Raw genomic sequence first — 21,088 nt, 5'->3', positions numbered from 1 at the left:
CATTTATGCTTTATCGATTCAGCTTTAATGTAATAAAAAACCCCGCCGCGGCGAGGTTGAGAATAAGTTGTATAGAATGCTAAGTACTTATTATGCTTTCAGCACGTCCAGCGCGGCAGTGTAATCCGGCTCGGTGGTGATTTCGTTAACCAGTTCGCTGAAGACAACGGTGTCGTTTTCATCCAGAACCAGTACGGCACGTGCCGCCAGACCTTTCAGTGGGCCTTCCGCGATGCTGACGCCGTATTTCTCGAGGAAATCTGCGCTGCGCAGGGTGGAGAGGGTAATAACGTTGCTCAGGCCTTCGGCACCGCAGAAACGGGACTGGGCAAACGGCAGGTCAGCAGAAATGCACAGCACAACGGTGTTGTCCATTTCAGTCGCCAGCTGGTTGAATTTACGCACGGACGCGGCACAAACGCCGGTATCAATGCTTGGGAAAATGTTCAGTACTTTGCGTTTACCCGCAAACTGAGCCAGTGTGACGTCAGACAGATCTTTAGCCACCAGAGTAAAAGCCTGCGCTTTGCTGCCAGCCTGCGGAATGGAACCTGCAACAGCAACCGGGTTGCCCTGGAAATGAACGAGTTGTGACATAGATATCTTCCTGTTTACATATAGTTAACGTCGGGGCTAGTGTATGCCATCAGCGGATAACACGGCAAACCAAATTTTTCGCCTTTCCGGGCCGCAAGGAGTCAGTGATGAGAAGCGTTAAGGTCTATGAAGAAGCCTGGCCATTGCATACCCCGTTTGTGATCTCCCGCGGCAGTCGAAGTGAAGCCAGCGTGGTCGTGGTTGAAATCGAAGAAGAGGGGGTTAAAGGTGTCGGGGAATGTACGCCTTACCCGCGCTATGGAGAAAGTCCTGCGTCGGTGATGGCGCATATCATGACCCTGGTGCCTGACCTGCAAAAAGGGCTCACGCGCGAGGCGTTACAGCAGCGTTTACCCGCCGGGGCTGCGCGCAACGCCATCGACTGTGCGCTCTGGAGCCTTGAGGCCGCCAGGCAGCAACAATCGCTGACGTCCTTGCTGGGGGTGGCGCTGCCGGAGTCCGTCGTGACGGCGCAAACGGTCGTGATTGGTGAGCCGGAGCAGATGGCTGCCAGCGCAAAAGCGCTCTATGACGCCGGGGCCACGGTGCTAAAAGTGAAGCTCGACGATCGCCTGATCAGCGAGCGGATGGTCGCCATTCGCTCGGCGGTTCCCTCGGCCACTCTGATTGTTGACGCCAACGAGTCGTGGCATCCCGAGGGGCTTGCCGCCCGATGCCAGCTGCTGGCCGATCTTGGCGTGGCGATGCTGGAACAGCCTCTGCCAGCGAAGGATGATGCGGCGCTGAAGAATTTTATCCATCCGCTGCCCGTCTGTGCGGATGAAAGCTGTCATACCCGCGAGAATTTGAGCGCGCTTAAGGGCCGCTATGAGATGGTCAATATCAAGCTCGACAAGACCGGCGGGCTGACAGAAGCGCTGGCCCTGGCGGCGGAAGCGCAGGCGCAGGGCTTTTCCCTGATGCTGGGATGCATGCTCTGCACATCCCGGGCGATCGGCGCGGCGCTACCGCTGGTCAATCAGGTCCGTTTCGCCGATCTGGATGGCCCGACGTGGCTGGCGGTCGACGTTTCACCGGCGCTTAATTTTACCAGCGGCGTGCTTCATCTTTGAGGCTGCCAGCGCAGTAGCTCCATCATCGCGTTTAAGTATTTTTCGCTGGCTTCGTCGGAGGAAATTGGCGGGAATTCAGCGGTGATGCAGGGCAGGCTCAAATCGGCGCACCAGCTACCGAAGGATCCGGGTGTTTCATAGCCGACGCTGGTGACGAGCGGCAGGGCGAAAGCCTGCGCCAGCCACGCGCCCAGTTCGGAGTGACGCGGATCTTCAATGCAGGCCAGCGGATCGTGGAAGGAGACAACCCAGGCGGGGTGGATCTTATGGATAAGCTGGCACAGCGCCTGCGTTTCCGGCTCCGAGCCAGGCTTGTCTCCCGTCAGCAGCACCACGTCCCGCTCCTCGGCGGAGCTGTTCCAGCGATAAACCGTTTCTCCGGCGCGCCAGTTTGCCGCCGGGAAATTACGGTTCAGGTCAACGCCCCTCGCATTCGCCCGTAATCCAAGCTGACAGCCGTCCGGATTGACGGCAAGAATCACGTGGTGACGGCGCAATGAAGGCGTCAGCGTCCGCAGCGCGCAGGAAAGCGTGACGATGGACGAGTTCTCATCTCCGTGCGTGCCGGCAATGATCAAACCGCTGCTGCGATCGGCATCGGGCGCCGGGAACCAGATCAGCGATGCGCCTAAAAATGAGCGGCCATATTGCTCAGCGCCCGGCGGAAAGGCCCCGCGCTCCGCTCGTGGTCGGGTGATTGCCATACGAAATCCTGATAAAGAAGTCTCTATTGGCAGTGTTGTGCAAAACCCGCTGTTAATCAAATAGTTTCCGTAACGCTTGAGAATTGCCTTAAATCACTATTCAGGCGTAAGGTATTTGCATTTCTCTGTTTCGAAACAAATAATTACGCATCTGCTTGTTACCTGAATTCATCAAAGGGGATCTTATGAAGCATCCTGTTTCGCGTCTTTGCGCTGCACTGTACCTGTGCGGACTCTCTACACTCTCGTACGCTGCTGATGTGCCCCAGGGCACGGTACTGGCGCAAAAACAGGAGCTGGTCAGGCATATTAAAGACGAGCCGGCTTCGCTCGATCCGGCAAAAGCGGTGGGATTACCCGAGATTCAGGTGATTCGCGATCTTTTCGAAGGGCTGGTGAATCAGAACGAGAAAGGGGAGCTGACCCCCGGCGTGGCGACGCGCTGGCAGAGCAACGATAACCGTATCTGGACGTTCACCCTGCGCGACAACGCCAAATGGTCTGACGGTACGCCCGTCACCGCGCAGGATTTTGTCTACAGCTGGCAGCGTCTGGTTGACCCGAAAACCACGTCTCCGTTTGCCTGGTTTGCGGCGCTGGCGGGCATCAATAACGCGCAGGCCATTATCGATGGCAAAGCGGCGCCAGATACCCTGGGCGTGACGGCGGTGGATGCCAGAACCTTACGCGTCCAGCTGGACAAACCGCTCCCGTGGTTTAGCAACCTGACGGCAAACTTCGCCTTCTATCCGGTGCAAAAAGCGAACGTTGAAAGCGGGAAAGAGTGGACGCGTCCGGGCGCCCTGGTGGGTAACGGCGCGTACGTCCTGAACGACCGGGTGGTGAATGAAAAACTGGTTGTCGTGCCGAATACGCACTACTGGGACAACGCGAAAACTGTCCTGCAAAAAGTGACCTTCATTCCGATTAATCAGGAATCGTCCGCCACTAAGCGCTTTCTGGCGGGGGATATTGATATCACTGAATCGTTCCCGAAAAACATGTATCAGAAGCTCCTGAAGGACATTCCGGGACAGGTGTATACGCCGCCTCAGCTCGGGACATATTACTATGCGTTTAACACGCAAAAGGGCCCGACGGCCGATGCCCGGGTGCGTCTTGCGCTGAGCATGACTATCGATCGCCGCATTATGGCGGAAAAGGTATTAGGTACAGGCGAGAAGCCGGCCTGGCATTTCACCCCTGACGTGACGGCGGGCTTCACCCCTGAGCCTTCACCGTTCGAGCAGATGTCCCAGCAGGAGCTGAACGCTCAGGCGAAAACGTTGCTCCAGGCCGCAGGTTACGGCCCGCAGCGTCCGCTGAAGTTGACCCTGCTGTACAACACCTCGGAAAACCACCAGAAAATCGCCATTGCGGTGGCGTCCATGTGGAAGAAAAATCTCGGTGTGGACGTCAAACTGCAAAACCAGGAGTGGAAAACCTATATCGACAGCCGTAATACCGGCAATTTTGACGTGATCCGCGCGTCATGGGTAGGCGATTACAATGAGCCGTCGACCTTCCTGTCCCTGCTGACCTCCACCCACAGCGGCAATATCTCGCGTTTCAATGAGCCGGCCTACGATAAAATTATCCACCAGGCGACGCTGGAAACCACGGCGAAAGCGCGTAATACGGACTACAACATGGCGGAGAAAATCCTCGTGGAGAAAGCGCCTATCGCGCCAATTTACCAGTACACCAATGGTCGTCTGATTAAGCCCTGGGTGAAAGGCTACCCTATTAATAACCCGGAAGACGTGGCGTATAGCCGGACGATGTATATCGAGAAGCACTGATGTTTTATGAGACCTGGCGCGAGAATGCGCCAGGTCTGCAATACGCGGTACTGCTTCATCCGCTATGCGTGGCCCGATGCCGGGTCTCTGTTATTCTAATAGCGCATTAAACTTCGCCAGCCACTGCGGATGCGCGGGCCAGGCGGGAGCCGTAACCAGGTTACCGTCTACATGGGCCTGGTCGATGCCGATGGCGGCGTAGTGTCCGCCGCTGAGACGGACTTCAGGCGCACAGGCCGGGTAGGCGCTACAGGTTCGTCCTTTCAGAATGCCCGCGGCAGCAAGCAGCTGCGGGCCGTGGCACACCGCGGCAATCGGCTTACGCGCGGCGTCAAATGCCTGTACCAGCTTTAAGACGTCCTCATTTAACCGCAGATACTCGGGCGCTCTCCCGCCGGGGATGAGCAGCGCGTCGTAGTCCTGCTCCTTTACGGCTGAAAAATCGGCGTTGAGGGTAAAGCGGTGACCGGGCTTTTCGCTGTAGGTCTGGGCGCCGTCAAAGTCATGGATTGCCGTCATGATGTAATCGCCCTTCGGTTTGTCGGGGCAGACCGCATCCACCTGATGACCAATCATCTGCAACGCCTGAAAAGGCACCATGGTTTCGTAATCTTCGGCGTAATCGCCAACCAGCATCAGGATCTTCTTGCTCATCTTTCCTCACCTCTATCAATAAAGATGATTAAGATATAGCCTGGCGTGGGTGAATTGCCGGAAATAAAAAAGCCCGTCAGAGCACGGGCAACATAAGCAAATGAATAAGTGATTCGTTATCAACGTTGTTGGAGGATAACGCCGCGTATTTTACGCGGCTGTAACGGAAGCAGATACCTGACATATTCGGTAGGTGAAACAAGCGATTAAACGTGCGTTACGGTGCATCGAAGGTCGGGTAAAGGCTATTTTCCAGGAACTCGACGAGATACCAGATCTCACCGCTAAAAATAAACCAGAAGCCAAATATAATAAGGAGTAAAATAATTAAGGTGAGTATTATTTCTGTTTTTCCCATTGCGGCTTTTACCCACCTGAAGCTAATTGATTCGAGGTGGGCATTGTAGCGGGGCTTTTCCGGATACTCCAGTTTCATGCCGCAAGGACTTTATTGCGTCCGTCATTTTTAGCGCGATACAGCGCATCGTCCACGCGCTTAAACAGCTCGTCAATACTCTCTCCCTGATTGTGCCGCGCCACGCCGATGCTGACGGTAAACCGCGGCAGGCCCGGAATCGTAATGCGGGCAACGGCTGCGCGGACTGACTCGGCAATCTGCATCGCGGTATCGAGAGAGGTGCGCGGCTGCAGGATAACGAACTCTTCGCCACCCCAGCGGAACACCATATCGCCCTCCCGACTACAGGCTTCCAGCGTCCGGGAAAGGGCGATAAGCACCTCATCGCCTTTCAGATGGCCGAACAGGTCATTAATGTTTTTGAAATGGTCGGTATCCACCAGCAGCAGGCTAAATTGCTGCTGCGCGGGAAGTTTATTCAGATTGCTTTGATCGGTAATCGCGTAAAACTGGCGCCGGTTGAGTAACCCCGTCATGGAGTCACGTAACGCCGCATGTTCCAGCTCCTGCTCCAGCCTTTTTTGCTCGGTGATATCGTGGATGATGCACAGCATCAGCTTGTCACCGTAGATCTCAATGGGCCCGGCATACGTCTGAACGTGGCGGGTGGATCCATCGGCAAGGCGGTGAACAAAATTGAGCGGCTTGTGACCACCGGGCAGCGCGGCAATCGCAGTCATAATGGGCATCACATCTCGCCCCAGCGTATTGATTTCCCAGGTATGCTTAGTGCACATGTCATCATGTGAATAACCATAAAAATTGAGCGCGGCCAGATTCGCATCGACGATTTGACCGTCGCGGGCCGGATCGATTAACAGCATCGGGGCGCTGTTGGTCAGAAAAAAACGCGCATAAAAACCCTGTTTTTTCCGACGGTAGGTAGCGGAACGGCTGGCCTTCAATCCTGAGAGTATTTGTTGGGAGATGCCCTCGAAAACAATCACATCGCCCCAGGGCGCGTAGTGGGCAAGCGAGAGGCGACAGCTTAATGGCGTATCCTGTCCATCCCGGCTCGTTGTCCAGATTTCGACGATCTCCTGCTCTGTTTTCAGTTCAGATACATACATCGACAGGACGGTTTGCGCACTGGCTGAATAGATCCCTTTGCGCAGGTCATCGAGCGTTTTATCCCCCATGATCTGCGTTGCGGCCACATTCGCAAAAATGATCTTTTCCGACACGGGTGAAACGAGCCACACGGGTGTTTTAATTACATTCAACGCATCAAAACAAGGTTGCGACATAGGCGTTTCCTGTTCATCGACAACATGTGCCTGACAATCATGACTGAATTGACTCGCGTGTACTCCCTTGAAACATACTCCACTTAACCCCGTCAGGCATGATTTTTTTGAGAAATAAATGCGGGGTCCGTTTGAATTTTATTAATGGGTATAATCTGTTTGTCTGAGTTTATCTGCAGCAGTAGCCACGGTACCTGTTCGGCAGGTAAGGGGCGGGAGAAAAGATATCCCTGCAGGTAATCGCAGCCGAGTCGGGTGAGAACCGCCTGCTGTTCTTCCGTCTCGATCCCTTCTGCCACCACATTCATCTCCATGGTCCGGGCGATACTGATAATGGTTTCAACCAGCTTGTAGCTTTTTTCATTTTCCAGCATCGACGTGACAAAGCTTCTGTCGATCTTGAGCTCTTTTGCCGGAAGCACGCTCAGCATCAGAAGGTTGGAATAGCCCGTCCCAAAATCATCAATCGAGACAACGATCCCCGCATGATTAAACGCATTGAGCAACTCAATGCTGCGGTCGAGATTTTTAAGCGCGGTGCTTTCCGTTACCTCAAGGATCAGGCGGGACGGAGACAAGCTATATTTTTCCAGCATCGACGAGACGATCTGGAAAATATCCGGCTGTTCAAACTGGATGGGGGATAGGTTGAGAGACAGCGTCCACTGGCTGAAACCTTGCTCTGTCCAGAAATGAAGCTGTCGGCATGCCGCTTCAATGGCCCAGTTACCTACCGGAATAATTAAGCCCGTTTGCTCCAGAGAAGGGATAAACAGATTAGGCAGCACAACCCCTTGCTCAGGATGCCGCCAGCGCAGAAGGGCTTCAAAACCGTGAATGGTTTTCTCTCCCGCATGCCAGGTTGGCTGGTACCACAGTTCAAACTGATCGCGCTCAAGCGCCTGCGAAAGCTCCTGCAGGAAACCGGGTTTTGCCGGGATCGCCGTTGACATCTCGGCCCGGTAAATCGCCCAGCCGTTGCGGCCCTCTTCCTTGACGCGATGTAGGGCTGCATCCGCCTTGAGCTTTAGCTCGTGCAGCGTTTCGCCATCCTGAGGATAGAGGCTTACGCCCGCGCTGATCGTCGTGCTTAACGTATGTCCGCAGACGGACAGAGGGCGTCGCACATCTTCAAGCAGCGCGGTGACCAGCGCGTTGAGCCTGTCGTCGTCACATTCCGGCACCAGCAGGATAAAGGCGTCGCCTCCCAGCCTTGCCAGGGTCATCTCGCGCGTGAGCCGGGCCGTGATGCGCTGCGCGACCGTGATCAATAGCTCATCACCGACGCTGTGACCCCACGTATCGTTAACGCGTTTGAAGTGATCGACGTTCAGGAAAATAACCGCAAATGGCTTCTTGCTCAGCAGCGCGCTGCGCAGACAATCCTGCATGCGGAGATCCATCTGGTGGCGGTTTGCGAGCCCGGTGAGCGCGTCAAAACGCGCCTGTAGCTCAAGCTGGCGGTTGAGCTGATGCAGATTATCCGTCAGCCGGATGGTGCGCCGGTGGGAATCGATCAGCGAAATGATTAACATCACGCCGAGCAGGCAGAGCGTGGTGACCGACACCCAGATGGATAACCCCAGCTCGCCGATCCCGCCCGGGAGGGTATGCGCCATTTCCTGAAACTGCGCGGCACTCATGCCGGTATAGTGCATCGCACAAATGGCGGCACCCATGATGAAGGCCGCGAGAATGCGATTGATAAAGACGCCTTTGTGTTTATCCCGCAGGCGGAAAGCCAGCCACAGCGCCGTGCCGGAGGCAACAATGGCAATAACCACGGACAACCCCACGAGGCGGCGATCCCAGATGATGCTGCCATCCAGCATCAGGGCCGCCATACCGATGTAGTGCATCGACACCACGCCAGCACTCAGGATTGCCGTGGCAAAGATCAGTCGAAAGGGAGAAAGTTTTTTGCCCGCGACGGCAATATTAAGTGCCGTGGCTGATGCAACCACCGCGACACCCAGTGACGCAAGGGTTAACCAGAGGTCGTAGCTCATCATCATGGGCATTTGCATCGACAGCATGCCGATAAAGTGCATCGACCAAATGCCAATGCCCAGCGTGACCCCACCGGCAATGCGCCAGAACAGGGCAGCCTTTCGGCTGGAGAGGGGGATCTTTCCGGCGCTGTCCAGCGCCACAAAGGAGGCGATAAACGCCACCAGATAAGAGATAGCGATTAACACAGGGTCCCACGATATATTGAGCATTATGCAATCCCACGCCTGAGAGGGTTACCGATTTCGCCTGCCGGATACATCTTTATCGGGCAACGAACATGCGCATTCAAACCATATTAGTTATTTATCGTGAAAAATGACCAGTCATATTAATACTCTAAAACTTATTAAGAATATAAAATATATTCTCTCGTTAATATATTAAGCATTGCTAAACAAGAATGAATAACAGTAGCAAAGCTCCTTAAATATGAAGGCGATCGTGTCGTCTCACCGCGGGCGATACTATCGCTTAACATGGCTGGAGACCAGTATCACAGCATGCTGAGCAGAACATTTTCACTAATACGCTTTTTTTATCTGACTTAACGTAAATCTCAGGGTGCTAACGGCGAAACAAAAAACAAGCGTCGTTTGCGATGAAAAACTTCCGGGCCAATGCTATAAGTCTAAGTGCCGACCAAAATATAAAACGTGGGTATTATCATGCTAAAAAATATTAGTGTAAGGACCTTTATTATCGGGTTCCTTTTCTCTCTTTTTTTGGTAAGTGCAGGTGTCGTTGTTCTATTTTCCAGCAATACGTCTCTCTTTATTTCGCTTAATGTTATCAATTTCGTTGCGCTATTTTTGCTCTGGGTCTATATGACGAAGTATCTTGTGACGCCGATCAATACGGTGAAGAGAAGTATTGAGGAGGTGACCGCAGGTAACCTTGGCGTATCTATCCCTGAATTTGGCAATAACTGCGCGGGCCGACTCATCCCCGGCATAAACAGCCTTTCCGGCAATATTGCGACGCTGGTGCGTGAGATCAGGGCATCATCGCAAACCGCCATGACCTTATCGGATCAACTCTCGGCACGTAGCGCTCAGCTTTCGGTGAAAACCGAACAGCAGTCTGCGTCTTTGGTGCAAACCGCAGCCAGCATGGAGCAAATGGCCGCGAGCACCAAAAACAATGCCGATAACACCCGCCTGGCGAGCGAGCAGGCAAATGTGGCGACGTTACAGGCGCGCAAGGGCGGCGAGCTGATGGGGCAGGTCGCCAGCAATATGCAGTCCATTACCGAATGCGCGCAGCAGATGACGGAGATTATTTCGCTCATTGACGGCATTGCGTTCCAGACAAATATCCTGGCGCTCAACGCGGCCGTGGAGGCGGCAAGGGCGGGCGATCATGGCAAGGGTTTTTCTGTCGTCGCGGAAGAGGTAAGAAACCTGGCACACCGCAGCGCGGAGGCCGCGAAGAATATCAAAACGCTGATTGAAGTCACCAGCAGTAACGTCACGCAGGGAGCCAGCGTTGTGTCACAGGCAGAGAAAAACATGCATGAAATCGTGACCGGCTCGGGAAATGTCAGCCGCTTAATGGACGACATTTCCGCGTCAACCTCAGAGCAGGAGAAAGGCATTTCTCAGATTACCCTGGCGCTATCGGAGCTGGAGCGGGTCACGCAAAGTAACGTGGCAATGGCAGAGGAACTCAACGGTTCGTCTGATGTACTGCGTAATCAGGTGATTGAGCTGCAGACCCGGACGCGTAATTTCAGGCTCGATCAGTCATCCTTGTCCTCATCACCTGGCGGTTCGCCATCCTTCCTCCAGCGGCCAGAGCACTCTCTCTGACAGCACCTCAAAGCCTGGCATGCCAGGCTTTTTTCATGCCTCCGCCTGGTATGTACAATTCCTGAGCGATTTCAGCGCGATGGGATACATAGTTGTTGCTTAACACCTGATGAAAGCTAGACTGACACCGAAGAGCTAAAAAGGTGGAGGCGCTGTGGAAAGCATTAAAGGATCTGAACTTAACGTTCCAGACGCAGTTTTTGCGTGGGTGCTGGATGGTCGCGGCGGTGCGCGACCGCTGGAAGATAATGATGTGATCGATAGTGCGCATCCCTGCTGGCTACATCTGAACTACACCCACCCGGACAGCGCTGACTGGCTGGCCTCGACGCCGCTCTTGCCCAATAACGTGCGCGATGCGCTGGCGGGTGAAAGCCTGCGGCCCCGCGTGAGTCGAATGGGTGACGGGACGCTGATCACCCTGCGCTGCATTAACGGCAGCACGGATGAACGCCCGGATCAGCTGGTTGCGATGCGTGTCTACATGGACGATGGGCTCATTGTGTCGACCCGCCAGCGAAAAGTTCTGGCGCTGGATGACATTGTCAACGATCTGAAAGAGGGCACCGGGCCGGTCGACTGCGGCAGCTGGCTGGTGGACGTCTGCGACGCCCTTACCGATCATGCGAGTGAATTTATTGAAGAGCTGCACGACAAAATCATCGACCTGGAAGATAACCTGCTCGATCAGCAGATCCCGCCGCGCGGTTTTCTGGCCTTATTGCGTAAGCAGTTGATTGTCATGCGCCGCTACATGACGCCGCAGCGCGACGTGTATGCGCGTCTTGCCAGCGAAAGGCTCACCTGGATGAATGACGATCAGCGACGCAGAATGCAGGATATTGCCGACAGGCTGGGGCGCGGGCTGGACGAGATTGATTCCTGTATTGCCAGAACGGCGGTGATGGCGGACGAAATCGCGCAGGTGATGCAGGAGTCGCTGTCGAGAAGAACCTATACGATGTCCCTGATGGCGATGGTGTTTTTACCCAGCACGTTTCTTACCGGGCTGTTTGGCGTGAATCTGGGTGGAATTCCGGGTGGCGCTTATCGCTACGGCTTTACCGCGTTTTGCGTGATGTTAGTTGTTTTGATTGGTGGTGTTGCATGGTGGTTGCATCGTAGTAAATGGCTGTAAATTTACGCTTTTTCCAGCTTTCAACGGGATCAAAACGCTCTTTTAATTGAGCGAAGTCAATAAACATCTACCCCGTAAGGTGCAATATTACTCCCGCAGGTGAATGCAACGTCAAGCGATGGGCGTTGCGCTCCATATTGTCTTACTTCCTTTTTTGAATTACTGCATAGCACAATTGATTCGTACGACGCCGACTTCATAGTCGGCTTTTTTTTGCCTCCTGATTCTCAGCGTCTACCCTAAAAGGGACGACAGCAAATTCTGGAGGGAATGATGAGCATCCTGAACGCTCTGCTACTGCAACAATCGCGTCAATCCGATCCCGTCCCCACCGATCCGGTGCCAATGCCCGATCCCATCCCGCGTCCGCAGCCGATGCCCGACCCGCCGCCAGATCAAGAACCGATTAAATTGTCGCATCGAACCGCGAGATCTGCGAGGATACGCGCCATCTGACCGCAAAGATGACCACGAGAGACTACTGTGACCGCTTTTTCTACCCTGAATGTTCTGCCCGCCGCCCAGCTCGATAACCTCAACGAGTTGGGTTACCTCACGATGACGCCTGTTCAGGCGGCCGCGTTGCCCGCCATCCTTGAGGGCCGTGACGTGCGCGTGCAGGCGAAAACGGGCAGCGGGAAAACGGCGGCATTTGGCCTTGGCCTGTTGCAGCACATCGATGCGGCGCTTTTTCAGACCCAGTCTCTGGTGCTGTGCCCAACCCGCGAACTGGCAGACCAGGTCGCGGGTGAACTGCGTCGCCTGGCGCGTTTCCTGCCAAACACCAAGATTTTAACCCTCTGCGGCGGACAGCCGTTCGGCGCGCAGCGTGATTCACTTCAGCATGCGCCGCACATCATTGTCGCAACGCCCGGCCGCCTGCTGGATCACCTGCAAAAAGGCACCGTCTCGCTGGATGCGTTACAAACGCTGGTGATGGATGAGGCAGACAGGATGCTGGATATGGGCTTCAGCGATGCGATTGACGAGGTGATCCGTTTCGCCCCGGCCGATCGTCAGACGCTGCTGTTCTCCGCGACCTGGCCGGAGGCCATCGCCGCCATCAGCGGGCGCGTGCAGAAAAATCCGCTCACCATTGAAATCGACAGCGTCGATGCGCTGCCCGCCATCGAGCAGCAGTTCTTTGAAACTTCGCAGCAGGGGAAAATTTCGCTCCTGCAGAAATTGCTGAGCCAGCATCAGCCTGCGTCCTGCGTGGTGTTCTGTAATACCAAAAAAGACTGTCAGTCGGTCTGTGATGCCCTGAATGCCGCCGGCCAGAGCGCATTGTCGCTGCATGGCGATCTGGAACAGCGCGATCGCGATCAGACGCTGGTCCGCTTCGCTAATGGCAGCGCCCGCGTTCTTGTTGCAACCGACGTCGCTGCGCGCGGTCTGGATATTAAATCCCTGGAGCTGGTGGTGAACTTTGAGCTGGCGTGGGACCCTGAAGTGCACGTGCACCGTATTGGCCGTACCGCGCGCGCGGGAAACAGCGGTCTGGCGATCAGCTTCTGCGCGCCGGAAGAGGCGCAGCGCGCCAACATTCTCTCTGAGATGCTGCAGATCAAGCTGAACTGGATGAATGCACCGGCCAGCGCCAGCATTGTGCCGCTGGAGGCTGAAATGGCGACGCTGTGCATTGATGGCGGTAAAAAAGCCAAGATGCGTCCAGGTGACGTATTAGGGGCGCTGACCGGGGACGTGGGGCTGGACGGGGCGGATATCGGTAAGATTGCGGTCCATCCGGCGCATGTCTACGTAGCGGTTCGCCAGGCGGTTGCCCATAAGGCATGGAAGCAGCTGCAAAACGGGAAAATTAAGGGTAAAACCTGTCGCGTACGTCTGCTGAAATAAAGAATGGAGCGTCTCAGAAGGTCCTTCTGAGACGCTAATCGCTTACTTCACTTCAAGCACGTTGAGACGCAACTCTTCAAACTGATTGTCATCTTCTTCCGGCTGCCAGCCTGCTGGCTGCATGGGAATATCTTCCCGATCAAACGCCAGGTCTCCGCCGTTCACAACTTCTGACTCGTGGTTGATGCCTTTAAAGTCGAACAGCTCCACATCCGCGAGATGGGAAGGGACAACGTTTTGCATCGCGCTGAACATGGTTTCGATACGCCCTGGATAACGCTTATCCCAGTCGCGCAGCATGTCGCCAATTACCTGACGCTGCAGGTTCGGCTGAGAGCCGCACAGGTTACATGGAATGATCGGGAAACCTTTAGCCTGAGAAAAACGCTCAATGTCTTTTTCGCGGCAGTAGGCGAGAGGGCGGATCACAATGTGCTTGCCGTCATCGCTCATCAGCTTAGGCGGCATGCCTTTCATCTTGCCGCCGTAGAACATATTGAGGAACAGCGTTTGCAGGATATCGTCGCGGTGATGGCCCAGCGCAATTTTGGTCGCGCCCAGCTCCGTCGCGGTACGATACAGAATGCCGCGGCGCAGACGAGAGCAGAGTGAGCAGGTGGTTTTCCCCTCCGGGATTTTCTCTTTCACAATGCCGTAGGTGTTTTCTTCGACGATTTTGTACTCAACGCCCAGCTTCTCGAGGTATTCCGGCAGAATGTGCTCCGGGAAGCCCGGCTGTTTCTGGTCAAGGTTGACCGCCACCAGGGAAAATTTCACCGGTGCGCTTTGCTGAAGATTACGCAGGATCTCCAGCATGGTATAGCTGTCTTTACCCCCTGACAGGCAGACCATGATGCGGTCACCTTCTTCAATCATGTTGAAGTCTGCAATGGCTTCGCCCACGTTACGGCGCAGTCGCTTTTGCAGTTTATTCAGGTTGTATTGCTCTTTTTTGTTAATCTCTTGATTCTGTTGCATTTAGTACTACCTTCGGAGCCAGCAGGGGCAAATATTGTATGCCGCGTATGGTACGGATTCCGGCGGCGAATACCAGCACGTTTTACAGCTGCGTTAAATCTGGAGCCCTATAATGATTCACATCATGCAGGCTTAAGGGTAATGGCTAGTGATGCCGGGGTGATGCGTTATATCGACAAGGGTAGCTTTAAAAAGCCTGACAAACCTGGGAGGGCATCAGAAGGGTGCAGGCTCGCTGGGATAAGTATCACTTTTATCTCAGCTTACAGCACCTCAACCAAATCAAATTCTTCCGCGATCAGTTCCATATCTTCAGAAAAATGGCCTTCGCGGAAGAAAAATCGCTGATGCTCTTTCTGCCAGTATTCAAGGCTTAAATCGCCTTCACCCTCTTTGCGAGCGAATTCTTCATTTACATCGCAAAAACGCACCAGCCGCATTGAAACCAGCCGGATCACACAGACCGGGACATTCTGGCCATCAAGAATTATGTTGTAGCTCCCCATCCGCGGAGCAGACACATCCTGCGCGTACGAGGCAAAAGATCCGCAGGTGGCCGTTTTGATTCCTTTTTTAATAAGGTCCGCAAGCACGCTCGCCATTTCCGGGCCGTCACCCATTTGCCAGGCCACTGCGCCTGGGTACTTCATTTTTAATTCTTCAACCTGAACCATTCAAATCCCTTCTTAACTCTTAACCAAAAGAATCGGAATAGCGGTTTTAGCATAAACCCCCTCGACTGTAGAAGCATAGTCGCCTTTCCTTGCATTTTTAGTTCAGGTGGGAAGGAAAACAAAGCGTTGCGCGTATTGCCCTGGTAAATATATCCTTACGAGGTTATCTGTGTGGTGAATCTGCTGTCTGCAGCCAGGCGCGTGGCTTTGAATATCAGTAACGAGTCACCTGGATGCAACCAGCACCACGCTTTTTCTTAAAATTTTATCCCATTGGAAGGGTTTAACGTGTTCAAGCTTAGTTCATCTCTACTGGCTATTTTCCTGCTGTCAGGCTGTAGCTCCGATCTGGTTCTCAGTCCACCTAAACAACCCGAATACAAGTCAATGCCTGAAATAACCCAGTCTGTGACGCCAACGCAACAGCGTGCAATCATGGCCGGCGAAAGACCAGACTGGTCAGAAAGAACCCCGATCAATACAATAAAGCGATATTAATAGACATTTATCCACCAGGGCTGCCGTTCGGCGGCCTTTTGTTTCCCCTCAATCTGGCTGGCAAGAACATTTCTGACGCCTGGCATGGTAATTATTACGTTATCGACCATGCTTAAGACAATGACAATTCAATCACTTCACCATCGTTGAAGCGGCTACTTCACTTAAATCGAGAACTCTAAATGCGCCATGCATCTATCCCCGTAGCTGCAGCCACGACAATGTTTTTGCTCGGCGTTTTTATCATCAATTTGCAGGTCTGGTATTCTGCACGGGCTGATAGCCTGGCAGAGGCGCACTACGTCGTGCGGAACATGAATGTTATTCTTAAAGAAGCTCGTCATGCGACTGAGATGGCAAAGCAACTTGCCGAGAATGAGTGTGATGCTGAAGGGCAATATCGGCTGGGCACCGAGGCGGCATTACAGCCTCACCTGAGAACGATCGTTATTCTGAAAAATGATGCGGTCTGGTGCTCCTCGTTACCGGGAAACCGCGTATTGTTGGTCAACAGCTCAGTGCTGCCTGAGTCATCATTGCTCCTCGTCCCTTCGGCCAGTACCGTCAACGGTCTTCCGGTTCTCTTATATCAGACAATTCACGCCGGAAGCCGAATCATCGTTAGCATCAGCGATAGCCATATCCGGGATGCGCTGGATATGCCTTTAAATGGCGTTGAATATTCCCTGAGAGTAGGCAATAGCCTTTTAGGCCTGACAGGCGATGTGACGGCGGCAGACCCTACGAAGAAAGAGGTATTAACGGTAAAAGCCTCTGGTTATCCTTTCTCGGTACAATTCAACTCTCCACCTCTTTTTAGCCTTAAGAGATTATTCAATCGAGCCGGAGGCGTGGTGTTATTCCTGCTGATAATATCGTCTCTTTCTGCTTATATTCTTCAACGCTATATTTCTAAGGATGTTTCACCCGAAGAATCACTGCGCATCGCCATTTACAGAAATGAAATTATTCCGTATTACCAACCCGTTGTGAGCGGCAAAGAGGGAACCTTACGGGGTGTGGAGGTGCTGGCCAGATGGAAGCATCCTCAATCAGGGTTTATTTCTCCCGCATCCTTCATTCCTCTTGCTGAGAAATCCGGTTTAATTATTCCTTTGACTCAAAGCTTAATGAGGCAAGTTGCAATACACATGAATGCTATTGCGACATTGCTGCCAGAAGGCTTTCACGTAGGGATTAACTTCAGCGCTTCTCATATCGTTGCGCCCACCTTTGTTGAAGAGTGTCTCCACTACAAGCGCAGCTTCACTCAACAGGATCTCAACCTCGTCATTGAGGTGACGGAGCGTGAACCACTCGACATTGATGAACATCTCGTTAATACATTGAATGAGTTACATAGCAACGGATTTGCCATTGCGCTGGATGACTTTGGTACGGGTTATTCCGGTCTGTCCTATCTGCAGGATCTGCATATTGATTACATTAAAATCGACCAGAGCTTTGTTGCCAGGGTTAATGCGAATGAGGACTCAACGCTAATCCTTGATTCGGTACTGGAGTTGGCCAAAAAACTCTCAATTAGCATCGTGGCGGAAGGCGTTGAAACAGAAGAGCAGCTCGATTACCTCACACGCAATCATATCCGGTTTTTACAGGGTTTTTTCTTTTACAAACCTCTTCCTTTCAAGGAACTGGTCAAAGTTGTCTTGTCGAAGCCAAAAGTTAAGGTCAGGGTGGAATAATGTTTATTCGGTTGTTTCTGAGGAAATAAAAAGGGGGGACATCATCCCCCAAAAATGCAGACCATTATTGTTTTAATCACGGTAATATTTTGTTATGTATTGACCGGATGGTCAAATTAATTGTTTTCAACATTCTCTTTGGGATTCTTAAGCAAATGGGGGCTTTGGAATATTAGCTGTCTAACGTTTAGTTTGACTTTAATCAAAATTGTCGCATCCTCTTAAGAATGATGGATGCAATGATTATTGCTTTGTTAAAACAATGCACTTACGCTGTGTTTTCGACGTAAGTTGCTTCAGGTTAATTTTTTAAGAAAAAAATGCTAGCGGCCATAGCATAATGAAATAATGCTTACTTATTACCGCAGTTTAAATATTAACCAGTAAAGGCCGGGGCGCAGTTTGCATTTAGAATAGCTGTCTCATTCTGAGATTTTCGTCAGTTAGCGTATAATGCGTCATCCAAAACCGCTAAACACTCCGTGACTCGTGCTATGACCCTTAATCGCTTTTGTTATTTACTCCTGATTATCGCTGCGATCGGCAGCCTTCTTGCTACCCATCCTCTGGTCATGTGGTTTCTGGCGATCAACGTGATGACGTTGGTCATGTATGGCGCCGATAAAATGGCGGCGCGGAAGGGGATGCGCAGGGTTCCGGAAGCGACATTGCTGGTATTTGGCGTGACAGGTGGCTGGCCTGGCGCCATTGTGGGCCAACAACTCTTTCGCCATAAAACCCAAAAGCAGCCCTTTAAAAGCTACTTTTTCATCAGCGTCGTCGTCAGCATCGCCATGATGGCTGCGGTTTACCATTTTTCTTCTTATTCTCTTTTATGAGCGTTGGCTGGGACTGCTGACGGTAAGGCATATCTTTAATTTATTCCTCCGTCACTGCCAATAGTAGTAGGACTATTCTTAAGTGGTTGCTGTTTTTTGCACAATCTGAATAATACGTGCAACAACACGGACGACAACATCCCATGAAAATAGAATCTCTTATCCTGGCAGTGCTGGTGCTCTTTTCTGCGCCTTCCTGGTCTGCTTTTCAGGAGCGGGAATATAATACCTGGTATATAAAAAATGCGGTCCTTTATGATATGACGCAGACATCGGAAGGTTTCCCTGTCATGGTGAGCGTCTCCCAGCCTGGGAGAAAATCCGCTAATTTACTGGTGTCATATATTACTGAAGGCCGTTGCGGTGAGAATAACCTGCCGCTAAATGTGAATGGCAAAGTACTGCCCGCCAAATATTATTGCGTTCAGGTAGGACAGAACAGAATTGAACATTTTTCAGTGGTTGATGCGGACAGCGTCAATGGCATGGTGACGCATTTAAAATCCGATTTCACGATCCTCCTGCAAAACGATATCAAGATTTGGGCTGCAAACATCAAAACGCCAAAATACGGTTTGACGCCGCGTTTTTAAAAATCCTGCTAAGCTTGTTGGTTGGACCAGGAGCGTAAGCATGATGAACAAAGATGAACAAACCGGATTAGTGGGGCTGGCAATCGGGGCCGCCGTTATTGGGCTGGTTTCAGCGCAGAAACCGATCCATCGCAACAGCATTGTCGATGAACTGGTCAGGCTCGGCAGGCAAAAAGGCGATGGCGTAGAAGATGAGGTTTTCGTTAAGGCTGCCGAGCTGGTGAGAAAAGGGGTATAGCCCATGGCTGAAAGACGAAACGCGAAGTGCCATTGCGGCGCGGTGGCGTTCACCGTTGAGCTCACTGATGGTCTGAATACCGCGCGGCGCTGCAGCTGTTCCTTTTGTCGCATGCGGGGCGCGGTCGTCGTCTCTGCGCCGCTGTCAGGCATTAAGGTGACCAAAGGTGAAGATAAGCTCACCGAGTACCGCTTTAACACGGGAACGGCACGGCATTTCTTCTGCTCGGTATGCGGGATCTACACGTTCCATCAGCGGCGTTCTAACCCAAACGAATATGGCGTTAATGTCGCCTGTTTTGAAAACGTTTCACCTTTTGATTTTCCAGAGGTGAAGGTGATGGACGGCGTTAACCATCCCATGGATGGGGATAGTGGGGTATTAGGTTATCTCTCTTTTCGCGAGAAAGGGGAAGATCAGGCATGATTGCCGCCTGGCCACTCTTTTACTCCTCCGGCTATAGTAGGCAGTGGGTAACTGAAACAGGAGAAACTATGCTCTGTGTTGAAAAAGACGATCCGCGTGAGGCCCCTGAATCAGGTGATAAAAAGCCTCAACCTGTGAAAAAATAACGCGACATACGCGTTTACCCGCCACCGGCACCGCTGGTGGCTTTTTATTTCCAGGGACAATAGTTAACTGCCATCCAGATGGTTTAATAGCGCCCCGAGATGCCCGACGATATCACCAAAATCAAAAATTAACGCCATCCACAGCAATGCTAAAAGGGTAAGTAAGGCAAGGGATACACGACCAAACAACGCTGTTATCCTTAGTGAAGAAAGGGCTATCACCGCAGTTTAACCAGCTTACTTTCAACTTTCCCTCAACCAACCCCTTTCTTAAACTGTCTTATGTGACGAACTTCAAAAAACAAGCGAGCCCGCATGATTATGCGGGCTCTGACAATCAGAACTGGTAAACCAGGCCTAACGCTACAACATCATCGGTGCTGATGCCGTTGTCTTTGTAGAAGCTGTCATCTTCATCCAGCAGGTTGATTTTGTAATCAACGTAGGTGGACATGTTTTTGTTGAAGTAATAGGTGACCCCTACGTCAGCGTATTTAACCAGATCCTGGTCGCCCTGGCCGTTGCCCAGATCCTTACCTTTCGACTGCAGGTAGGAAAGGGACGGACGCAGGCCGAAGTCGAACTGGTACTGCGCGGTCACTTCGAAGTTCTGGGTTTTGTTCGCCACGGCGTCGGTATTATCACCATACGGTGTCATATTGCGGGTTTCAGAATACATTGCCGCCAGATAGATGTTATTGGCGTCATACTTCAGGCCCGCCGTCCAGGCATCCGCCTTGTCTCCACCTGCTGTGGTATTCATGACCTGCTCGTTGGTGCGGTCAGAAGAGGTATACGCGGCACCCGCAGTAATCCCCATGCCGAAGTCATAGGTAGTAGAGATACCAAAGCCGTCACCGTTCTCGTGACGCGTGTCGCGACCGTTGTTGGTGCCTTCCTGGTTGTTGCTGGCGTCTTCATTTTTGCCCTGGTACTGCAGCGCAAAGTTCAGGCCCTGCACCAGACCATAGAAGTCGGTGTTACGGTAGGTTGCCACACCGTTGGCGCGGCCGGTCATGAAGTTGTCGGCTTTGGTGTAGGAGTCGCCACCGAACTCAGGCAGCATATCGGTCCAGCCTTCCACGTCGTACAGGACACCGTAGTTACGACCGTAATCGAAGGAGCCGTAGTCACCCACTTTTACACCGGCGAAGGCCAGACGCGTCCAGGACTGATTATCAGACCCTTCCGTGTTATTGGCCTGAATGTTGTATTCCCACTGCGCATAGCCGGTCATCGTGTTGTTGATCTGCGTTTCACCCTTGAAACCCAGACGCATATAGGTTTGATCGCCGTCAGCACCTTTGTTATCGGAAAAGTAGTGCAGACCATCTACTTTTCCGTACAGATCTAATTTGTTACCGTCTTTATTATAAATTTCTGCTGCTTGAGCAGAACCAGCTATTAACAGAGCCGGAATCATCAGAGCCAGTACTTTTCTTTGCATTGTGATATTCCTTTGCAGTTGTTTTTATTTAATTACCTGTTGAACTTTCAGAATGAGAAAGTTGTCTCATGCTAAATCACTCCCGTGTAAGAGTAATAAAATATAATTGTTACGAACTAAGTAAAATCTAAACCGAATAAATCGGTAGAAATGATCATTGGTTTGATGAATGATTTAAAAGTAACTATATTAAATTGAAATTATTAATCAGGCGTTAATTAAGGTAATCTGG

At 52.3% G+C, this 21,088-nt stretch carries 21 protein-coding genes and 1 pseudogene; 12 read left to right on the top strand and 10 right to left on the bottom strand.

The features are described 5' to 3' along the window. Nucleotides 1–90 precede the first annotated feature (90 nt). Entirely contained in the window at nucleotides 91–597 is a 507-nt protein-coding gene (gene tpx / locus USF70_RS07820; protein ID WP_023335907.1) for a thiol peroxidase, read from the bottom strand. Nucleotides 598–704: 107 nt separating this feature from the next. Between tpx and ycjG the strand changes: the two genes are divergently transcribed. Continuing rightward, a complete protein-coding gene (ycjG, locus tag USF70_RS07815) occupies nucleotides 705–1,670 on the top strand; it encodes an L-Ala-D/L-Glu epimerase (protein ID WP_039262897.1) in 966 nt (321 codons plus the stop codon). On the opposite strand, the gene mpaA is transcribed toward ycjG, so the two are convergent. After that, nucleotides 1,661–2,374, bottom strand: coding sequence for a murein tripeptide amidase MpaA (mpaA, locus tag USF70_RS07810; RefSeq protein ID WP_045889286.1), 714 nt, complete (start codon nucleotides 2,372–2,374; stop codon nucleotides 1,661–1,663). The genes ycjG and mpaA overlap by 10 nt on opposite strands. Before the next feature lie 185 nt (nucleotides 2,375–2,559). On the opposite strand from mpaA, the gene USF70_RS07805 reads away from it, so the two are divergent. Further along, nucleotides 2,560–4,176: a peptide ABC transporter substrate-binding protein gene (locus tag USF70_RS07805; protein WP_320735508.1), complete on the top strand. Its 1,617-nt coding sequence runs from the start codon at nucleotides 2,560–2,562 to the stop codon at nucleotides 4,174–4,176. A 90-nt stretch (nucleotides 4,177–4,266) separates the two neighbouring features. Here USF70_RS07805 and USF70_RS07800 read toward each other — a convergent pair whose 3' ends face one another. The 4 genes from USF70_RS07800 to USF70_RS07785 all read right to left on the bottom strand — a co-directional run bounded on the left by USF70_RS07800 (nucleotide 4,267) and on the right by USF70_RS07785 (nucleotide 8,717). Further along, nucleotides 4,267–4,830: a DJ-1/PfpI family protein gene (locus USF70_RS07800; protein WP_033145709.1), complete on the bottom strand. Its 564-nt coding sequence runs from the start codon at nucleotides 4,828–4,830 to the stop codon at nucleotides 4,267–4,269. Between the two features lie 217 nt (nucleotides 4,831–5,047). Further along, on the bottom strand, nucleotides 5,048–5,188 hold the full coding sequence (locus USF70_RS07795) for an Ecr family regulatory small membrane protein (RefSeq protein ID WP_021240268.1): 141 nt from the start codon (nucleotides 5,186–5,188) through the stop codon (nucleotides 5,048–5,050). A gap of 74 nt (nucleotides 5,189–5,262) precedes the next feature. Further along, on the bottom strand, nucleotides 5,263–6,495 hold the full coding sequence (locus tag USF70_RS07790; protein ID WP_320735507.1) for a sensor domain-containing diguanylate cyclase: 1,233 nt from the start codon (nucleotides 6,493–6,495) through the stop codon (nucleotides 5,263–5,265). Between the two features lie 92 nt (nucleotides 6,496–6,587). Next, nucleotides 6,588–8,717 carry a bifunctional diguanylate cyclase/phosphodiesterase gene (locus tag USF70_RS07785; protein WP_320735506.1) on the bottom strand — a complete coding sequence of 710 codons (2,130 nt, stop codon included), beginning with the start codon at nucleotides 8,715–8,717 and terminating at the stop codon, nucleotides 6,588–6,590. Nucleotides 8,718–9,173: 456 nt separating this feature from the next. Here USF70_RS07785 and USF70_RS07780 point away from each other — a divergent pair, with 456 nt between their 5' ends. The 4 genes from USF70_RS07780 (at nucleotide 9,174) to dbpA (ending at nucleotide 13,311) form a co-directional block, all read left to right on the top strand. Then, nucleotides 9,174–10,316, top strand: coding sequence for a methyl-accepting chemotaxis protein (locus USF70_RS07780; protein ID WP_059346848.1), 1,143 nt, complete (start codon nucleotides 9,174–9,176; stop codon nucleotides 10,314–10,316). A gap of 154 nt (nucleotides 10,317–10,470) precedes the next feature. Further along, nucleotides 10,471–11,454 (top strand): zinc transporter ZntB, encoded by a 984-nt coding sequence (gene zntB, locus USF70_RS07775; RefSeq protein WP_048979165.1) that lies wholly within the window; start codon nucleotides 10,471–10,473, stop codon nucleotides 11,452–11,454. 282 nt (nucleotides 11,455–11,736) lie between these two features. After that, the gene (locus USF70_RS07770; protein WP_305089335.1) at nucleotides 11,737–11,910 is read left to right on the top strand and encodes a hypothetical protein; all 174 of its coding nucleotides are present in this window, start codon (nucleotides 11,737–11,739) and stop codon (nucleotides 11,908–11,910) included. Between the two features lie 27 nt (nucleotides 11,911–11,937). Beyond that, nucleotides 11,938–13,311: an ATP-dependent RNA helicase DbpA gene (gene dbpA / locus USF70_RS07765; protein WP_033145704.1), complete on the top strand. Its 1,374-nt coding sequence runs from the start codon at nucleotides 11,938–11,940 to the stop codon at nucleotides 13,309–13,311. Between the two features lie 42 nt (nucleotides 13,312–13,353). Here the strand turns inward: dbpA and ttcA are convergent, their stop codons facing one another. The 3 genes and pseudogenes from ttcA to USF70_RS07750 all read right to left on the bottom strand — a co-directional run bounded on the left by ttcA (nucleotide 13,354) and on the right by USF70_RS07750 (nucleotide 14,963). After that, on the bottom strand, nucleotides 13,354–14,289 hold the full coding sequence (ttcA, locus tag USF70_RS07760; RefSeq protein WP_033145703.1) for a tRNA 2-thiocytidine(32) synthetase TtcA: 936 nt from the start codon (nucleotides 14,287–14,289) through the stop codon (nucleotides 13,354–13,356). A 35-nt stretch (nucleotides 14,290–14,324) separates the two neighbouring features. Beyond that, nucleotides 14,325–14,396, bottom strand: a pseudogene (locus USF70_RS07755) (hypothetical protein); the annotation flags it as partial. Nucleotides 14,397–14,552: 156 nt separating this feature from the next. Beyond that, the gene (locus USF70_RS07750) at nucleotides 14,553–14,963 is read right to left on the bottom strand and encodes an ASCH domain-containing protein (protein ID WP_033145702.1); all 411 of its coding nucleotides are present in this window, start codon (nucleotides 14,961–14,963) and stop codon (nucleotides 14,553–14,555) included. Between the two features lie 680 nt (nucleotides 14,964–15,643). On the opposite strand from USF70_RS07750, the gene USF70_RS07745 reads away from it, so the two are divergent. The 6 genes from USF70_RS07745 (at nucleotide 15,644) to USF70_RS07720 (ending at nucleotide 19,409) form a co-directional block, all read left to right on the top strand. After that, nucleotides 15,644–17,167 (top strand): EAL domain-containing protein, encoded by a 1,524-nt coding sequence (locus USF70_RS07745; RefSeq protein WP_320735505.1) that lies wholly within the window; start codon nucleotides 15,644–15,646, stop codon nucleotides 17,165–17,167. A gap of 494 nt (nucleotides 17,168–17,661) precedes the next feature. Further along, nucleotides 17,662–18,006 carry a DUF1294 domain-containing protein gene (locus USF70_RS07740; RefSeq protein ID WP_048979167.1) on the top strand — a complete coding sequence of 115 codons (345 nt, stop codon included), beginning with the start codon at nucleotides 17,662–17,664 and terminating at the stop codon, nucleotides 18,004–18,006. Between the two features lie 143 nt (nucleotides 18,007–18,149). Continuing rightward, nucleotides 18,150–18,599: a hypothetical protein gene (locus tag USF70_RS07735; protein WP_063439760.1), complete on the top strand. Its 450-nt coding sequence runs from the start codon at nucleotides 18,150–18,152 to the stop codon at nucleotides 18,597–18,599. A gap of 40 nt (nucleotides 18,600–18,639) precedes the next feature. Beyond that, nucleotides 18,640–18,837, top strand: coding sequence for a hypothetical protein (locus USF70_RS07730; protein WP_023616678.1), 198 nt, complete (start codon nucleotides 18,640–18,642; stop codon nucleotides 18,835–18,837). Between the two features lie 3 nt (nucleotides 18,838–18,840). Next, nucleotides 18,841–19,263: a GFA family protein gene (locus USF70_RS07725; protein ID WP_045888983.1), complete on the top strand. Its 423-nt coding sequence runs from the start codon at nucleotides 18,841–18,843 to the stop codon at nucleotides 19,261–19,263. A gap of 68 nt (nucleotides 19,264–19,331) precedes the next feature. After that, complete coding sequence (locus USF70_RS07720) at nucleotides 19,332–19,409, top strand: hypothetical protein (RefSeq protein WP_223239581.1); 78 nt, start codon at nucleotides 19,332–19,334, stop codon at nucleotides 19,407–19,409. 337 nt (nucleotides 19,410–19,746) lie between these two features. Here the strand turns inward: USF70_RS07720 and ompC are convergent, their stop codons facing one another. Continuing rightward, complete coding sequence (gene ompC, locus USF70_RS07715; RefSeq protein ID WP_033145697.1) at nucleotides 19,747–20,856, bottom strand: porin OmpC; 1,110 nt, start codon at nucleotides 20,854–20,856, stop codon at nucleotides 19,747–19,749. Nucleotides 20,857–21,088 lie beyond the last annotated feature (232 nt).

The sequence above is a fragment of the Enterobacter sp. 237C8 genome (genome assembly GCF_034106865.1).
GTDB lineage: Bacteria > Pseudomonadota > Gammaproteobacteria > Enterobacterales > Enterobacteriaceae > Enterobacter > Enterobacter asburiae_B.
The sequence above is the reverse complement of the archived record's forward strand: the minus strand, read 5'-3'. Positions and strand labels throughout refer to the sequence as shown.

Bases quoted from the DNA above. Each gene is read 5' to 3' on its own strand.
- tpx (WP_023335907.1), bottom strand. From the start codon at position 597: ATGTCACAACTCGTTCATTTCCAGGGCAACCCGGTTGCTGTTGCAGGT.
- ycjG (WP_039262897.1), top strand. From the start codon at position 705: ATGAGAAGCGTTAAGGTCTATGAAGAAGCCTGGCCATTGCATACCCCG.
- mpaA (WP_045889286.1), bottom strand. From the start codon at position 2,374: ATGGCAATCACCCGACCACGAGCGGAGCGCGGGGCCTTTCCGCCGGGC.
- USF70_RS07805 (WP_320735508.1), top strand. From the start codon at position 2,560: ATGAAGCATCCTGTTTCGCGTCTTTGCGCTGCACTGTACCTGTGCGGA.
- USF70_RS07800 (WP_033145709.1), bottom strand. From the start codon at position 4,830: ATGAGCAAGAAGATCCTGATGCTGGTTGGCGATTACGCCGAAGATTAC.
- USF70_RS07795 (WP_021240268.1), bottom strand. From the start codon at position 5,188: ATGGGAAAAACAGAAATAATACTCACCTTAATTATTTTACTCCTTATT.
- USF70_RS07790 (WP_320735507.1), bottom strand. From the start codon at position 6,495: ATGTCGCAACCTTGTTTTGATGCGTTGAATGTAATTAAAACACCCGTG.
- USF70_RS07785 (WP_320735506.1), bottom strand. From the start codon at position 8,717: ATGCTCAATATATCGTGGGACCCTGTGTTAATCGCTATCTCTTATCTG.
- USF70_RS07780 (WP_059346848.1), top strand. From the start codon at position 9,174: ATGCTAAAAAATATTAGTGTAAGGACCTTTATTATCGGGTTCCTTTTC.
- ttcA (WP_033145703.1), bottom strand. From the start codon at position 14,289: ATGCAACAGAATCAAGAGATTAACAAAAAAGAGCAATACAACCTGAAT.
- USF70_RS07750 (WP_033145702.1), bottom strand. From the start codon at position 14,963: ATGGTTCAGGTTGAAGAATTAAAAATGAAGTACCCAGGCGCAGTGGCC.
- USF70_RS07745 (WP_320735505.1), top strand. From the start codon at position 15,644: ATGCGCCATGCATCTATCCCCGTAGCTGCAGCCACGACAATGTTTTTG.
- USF70_RS07740 (WP_048979167.1), top strand. From the start codon at position 17,662: ATGACCCTTAATCGCTTTTGTTATTTACTCCTGATTATCGCTGCGATC.
- USF70_RS07735 (WP_063439760.1), top strand. From the start codon at position 18,150: ATGAAAATAGAATCTCTTATCCTGGCAGTGCTGGTGCTCTTTTCTGCG.
- USF70_RS07730 (WP_023616678.1), top strand. From the start codon at position 18,640: ATGATGAACAAAGATGAACAAACCGGATTAGTGGGGCTGGCAATCGGG.
- USF70_RS07725 (WP_045888983.1), top strand. From the start codon at position 18,841: ATGGCTGAAAGACGAAACGCGAAGTGCCATTGCGGCGCGGTGGCGTTC.
- USF70_RS07720 (WP_223239581.1), top strand. From the start codon at position 19,332: ATGCTCTGTGTTGAAAAAGACGATCCGCGTGAGGCCCCTGAATCAGGT.
- ompC (WP_033145697.1), bottom strand. From the start codon at position 20,856: ATGCAAAGAAAAGTACTGGCTCTGATGATTCCGGCTCTGTTAATAGCT.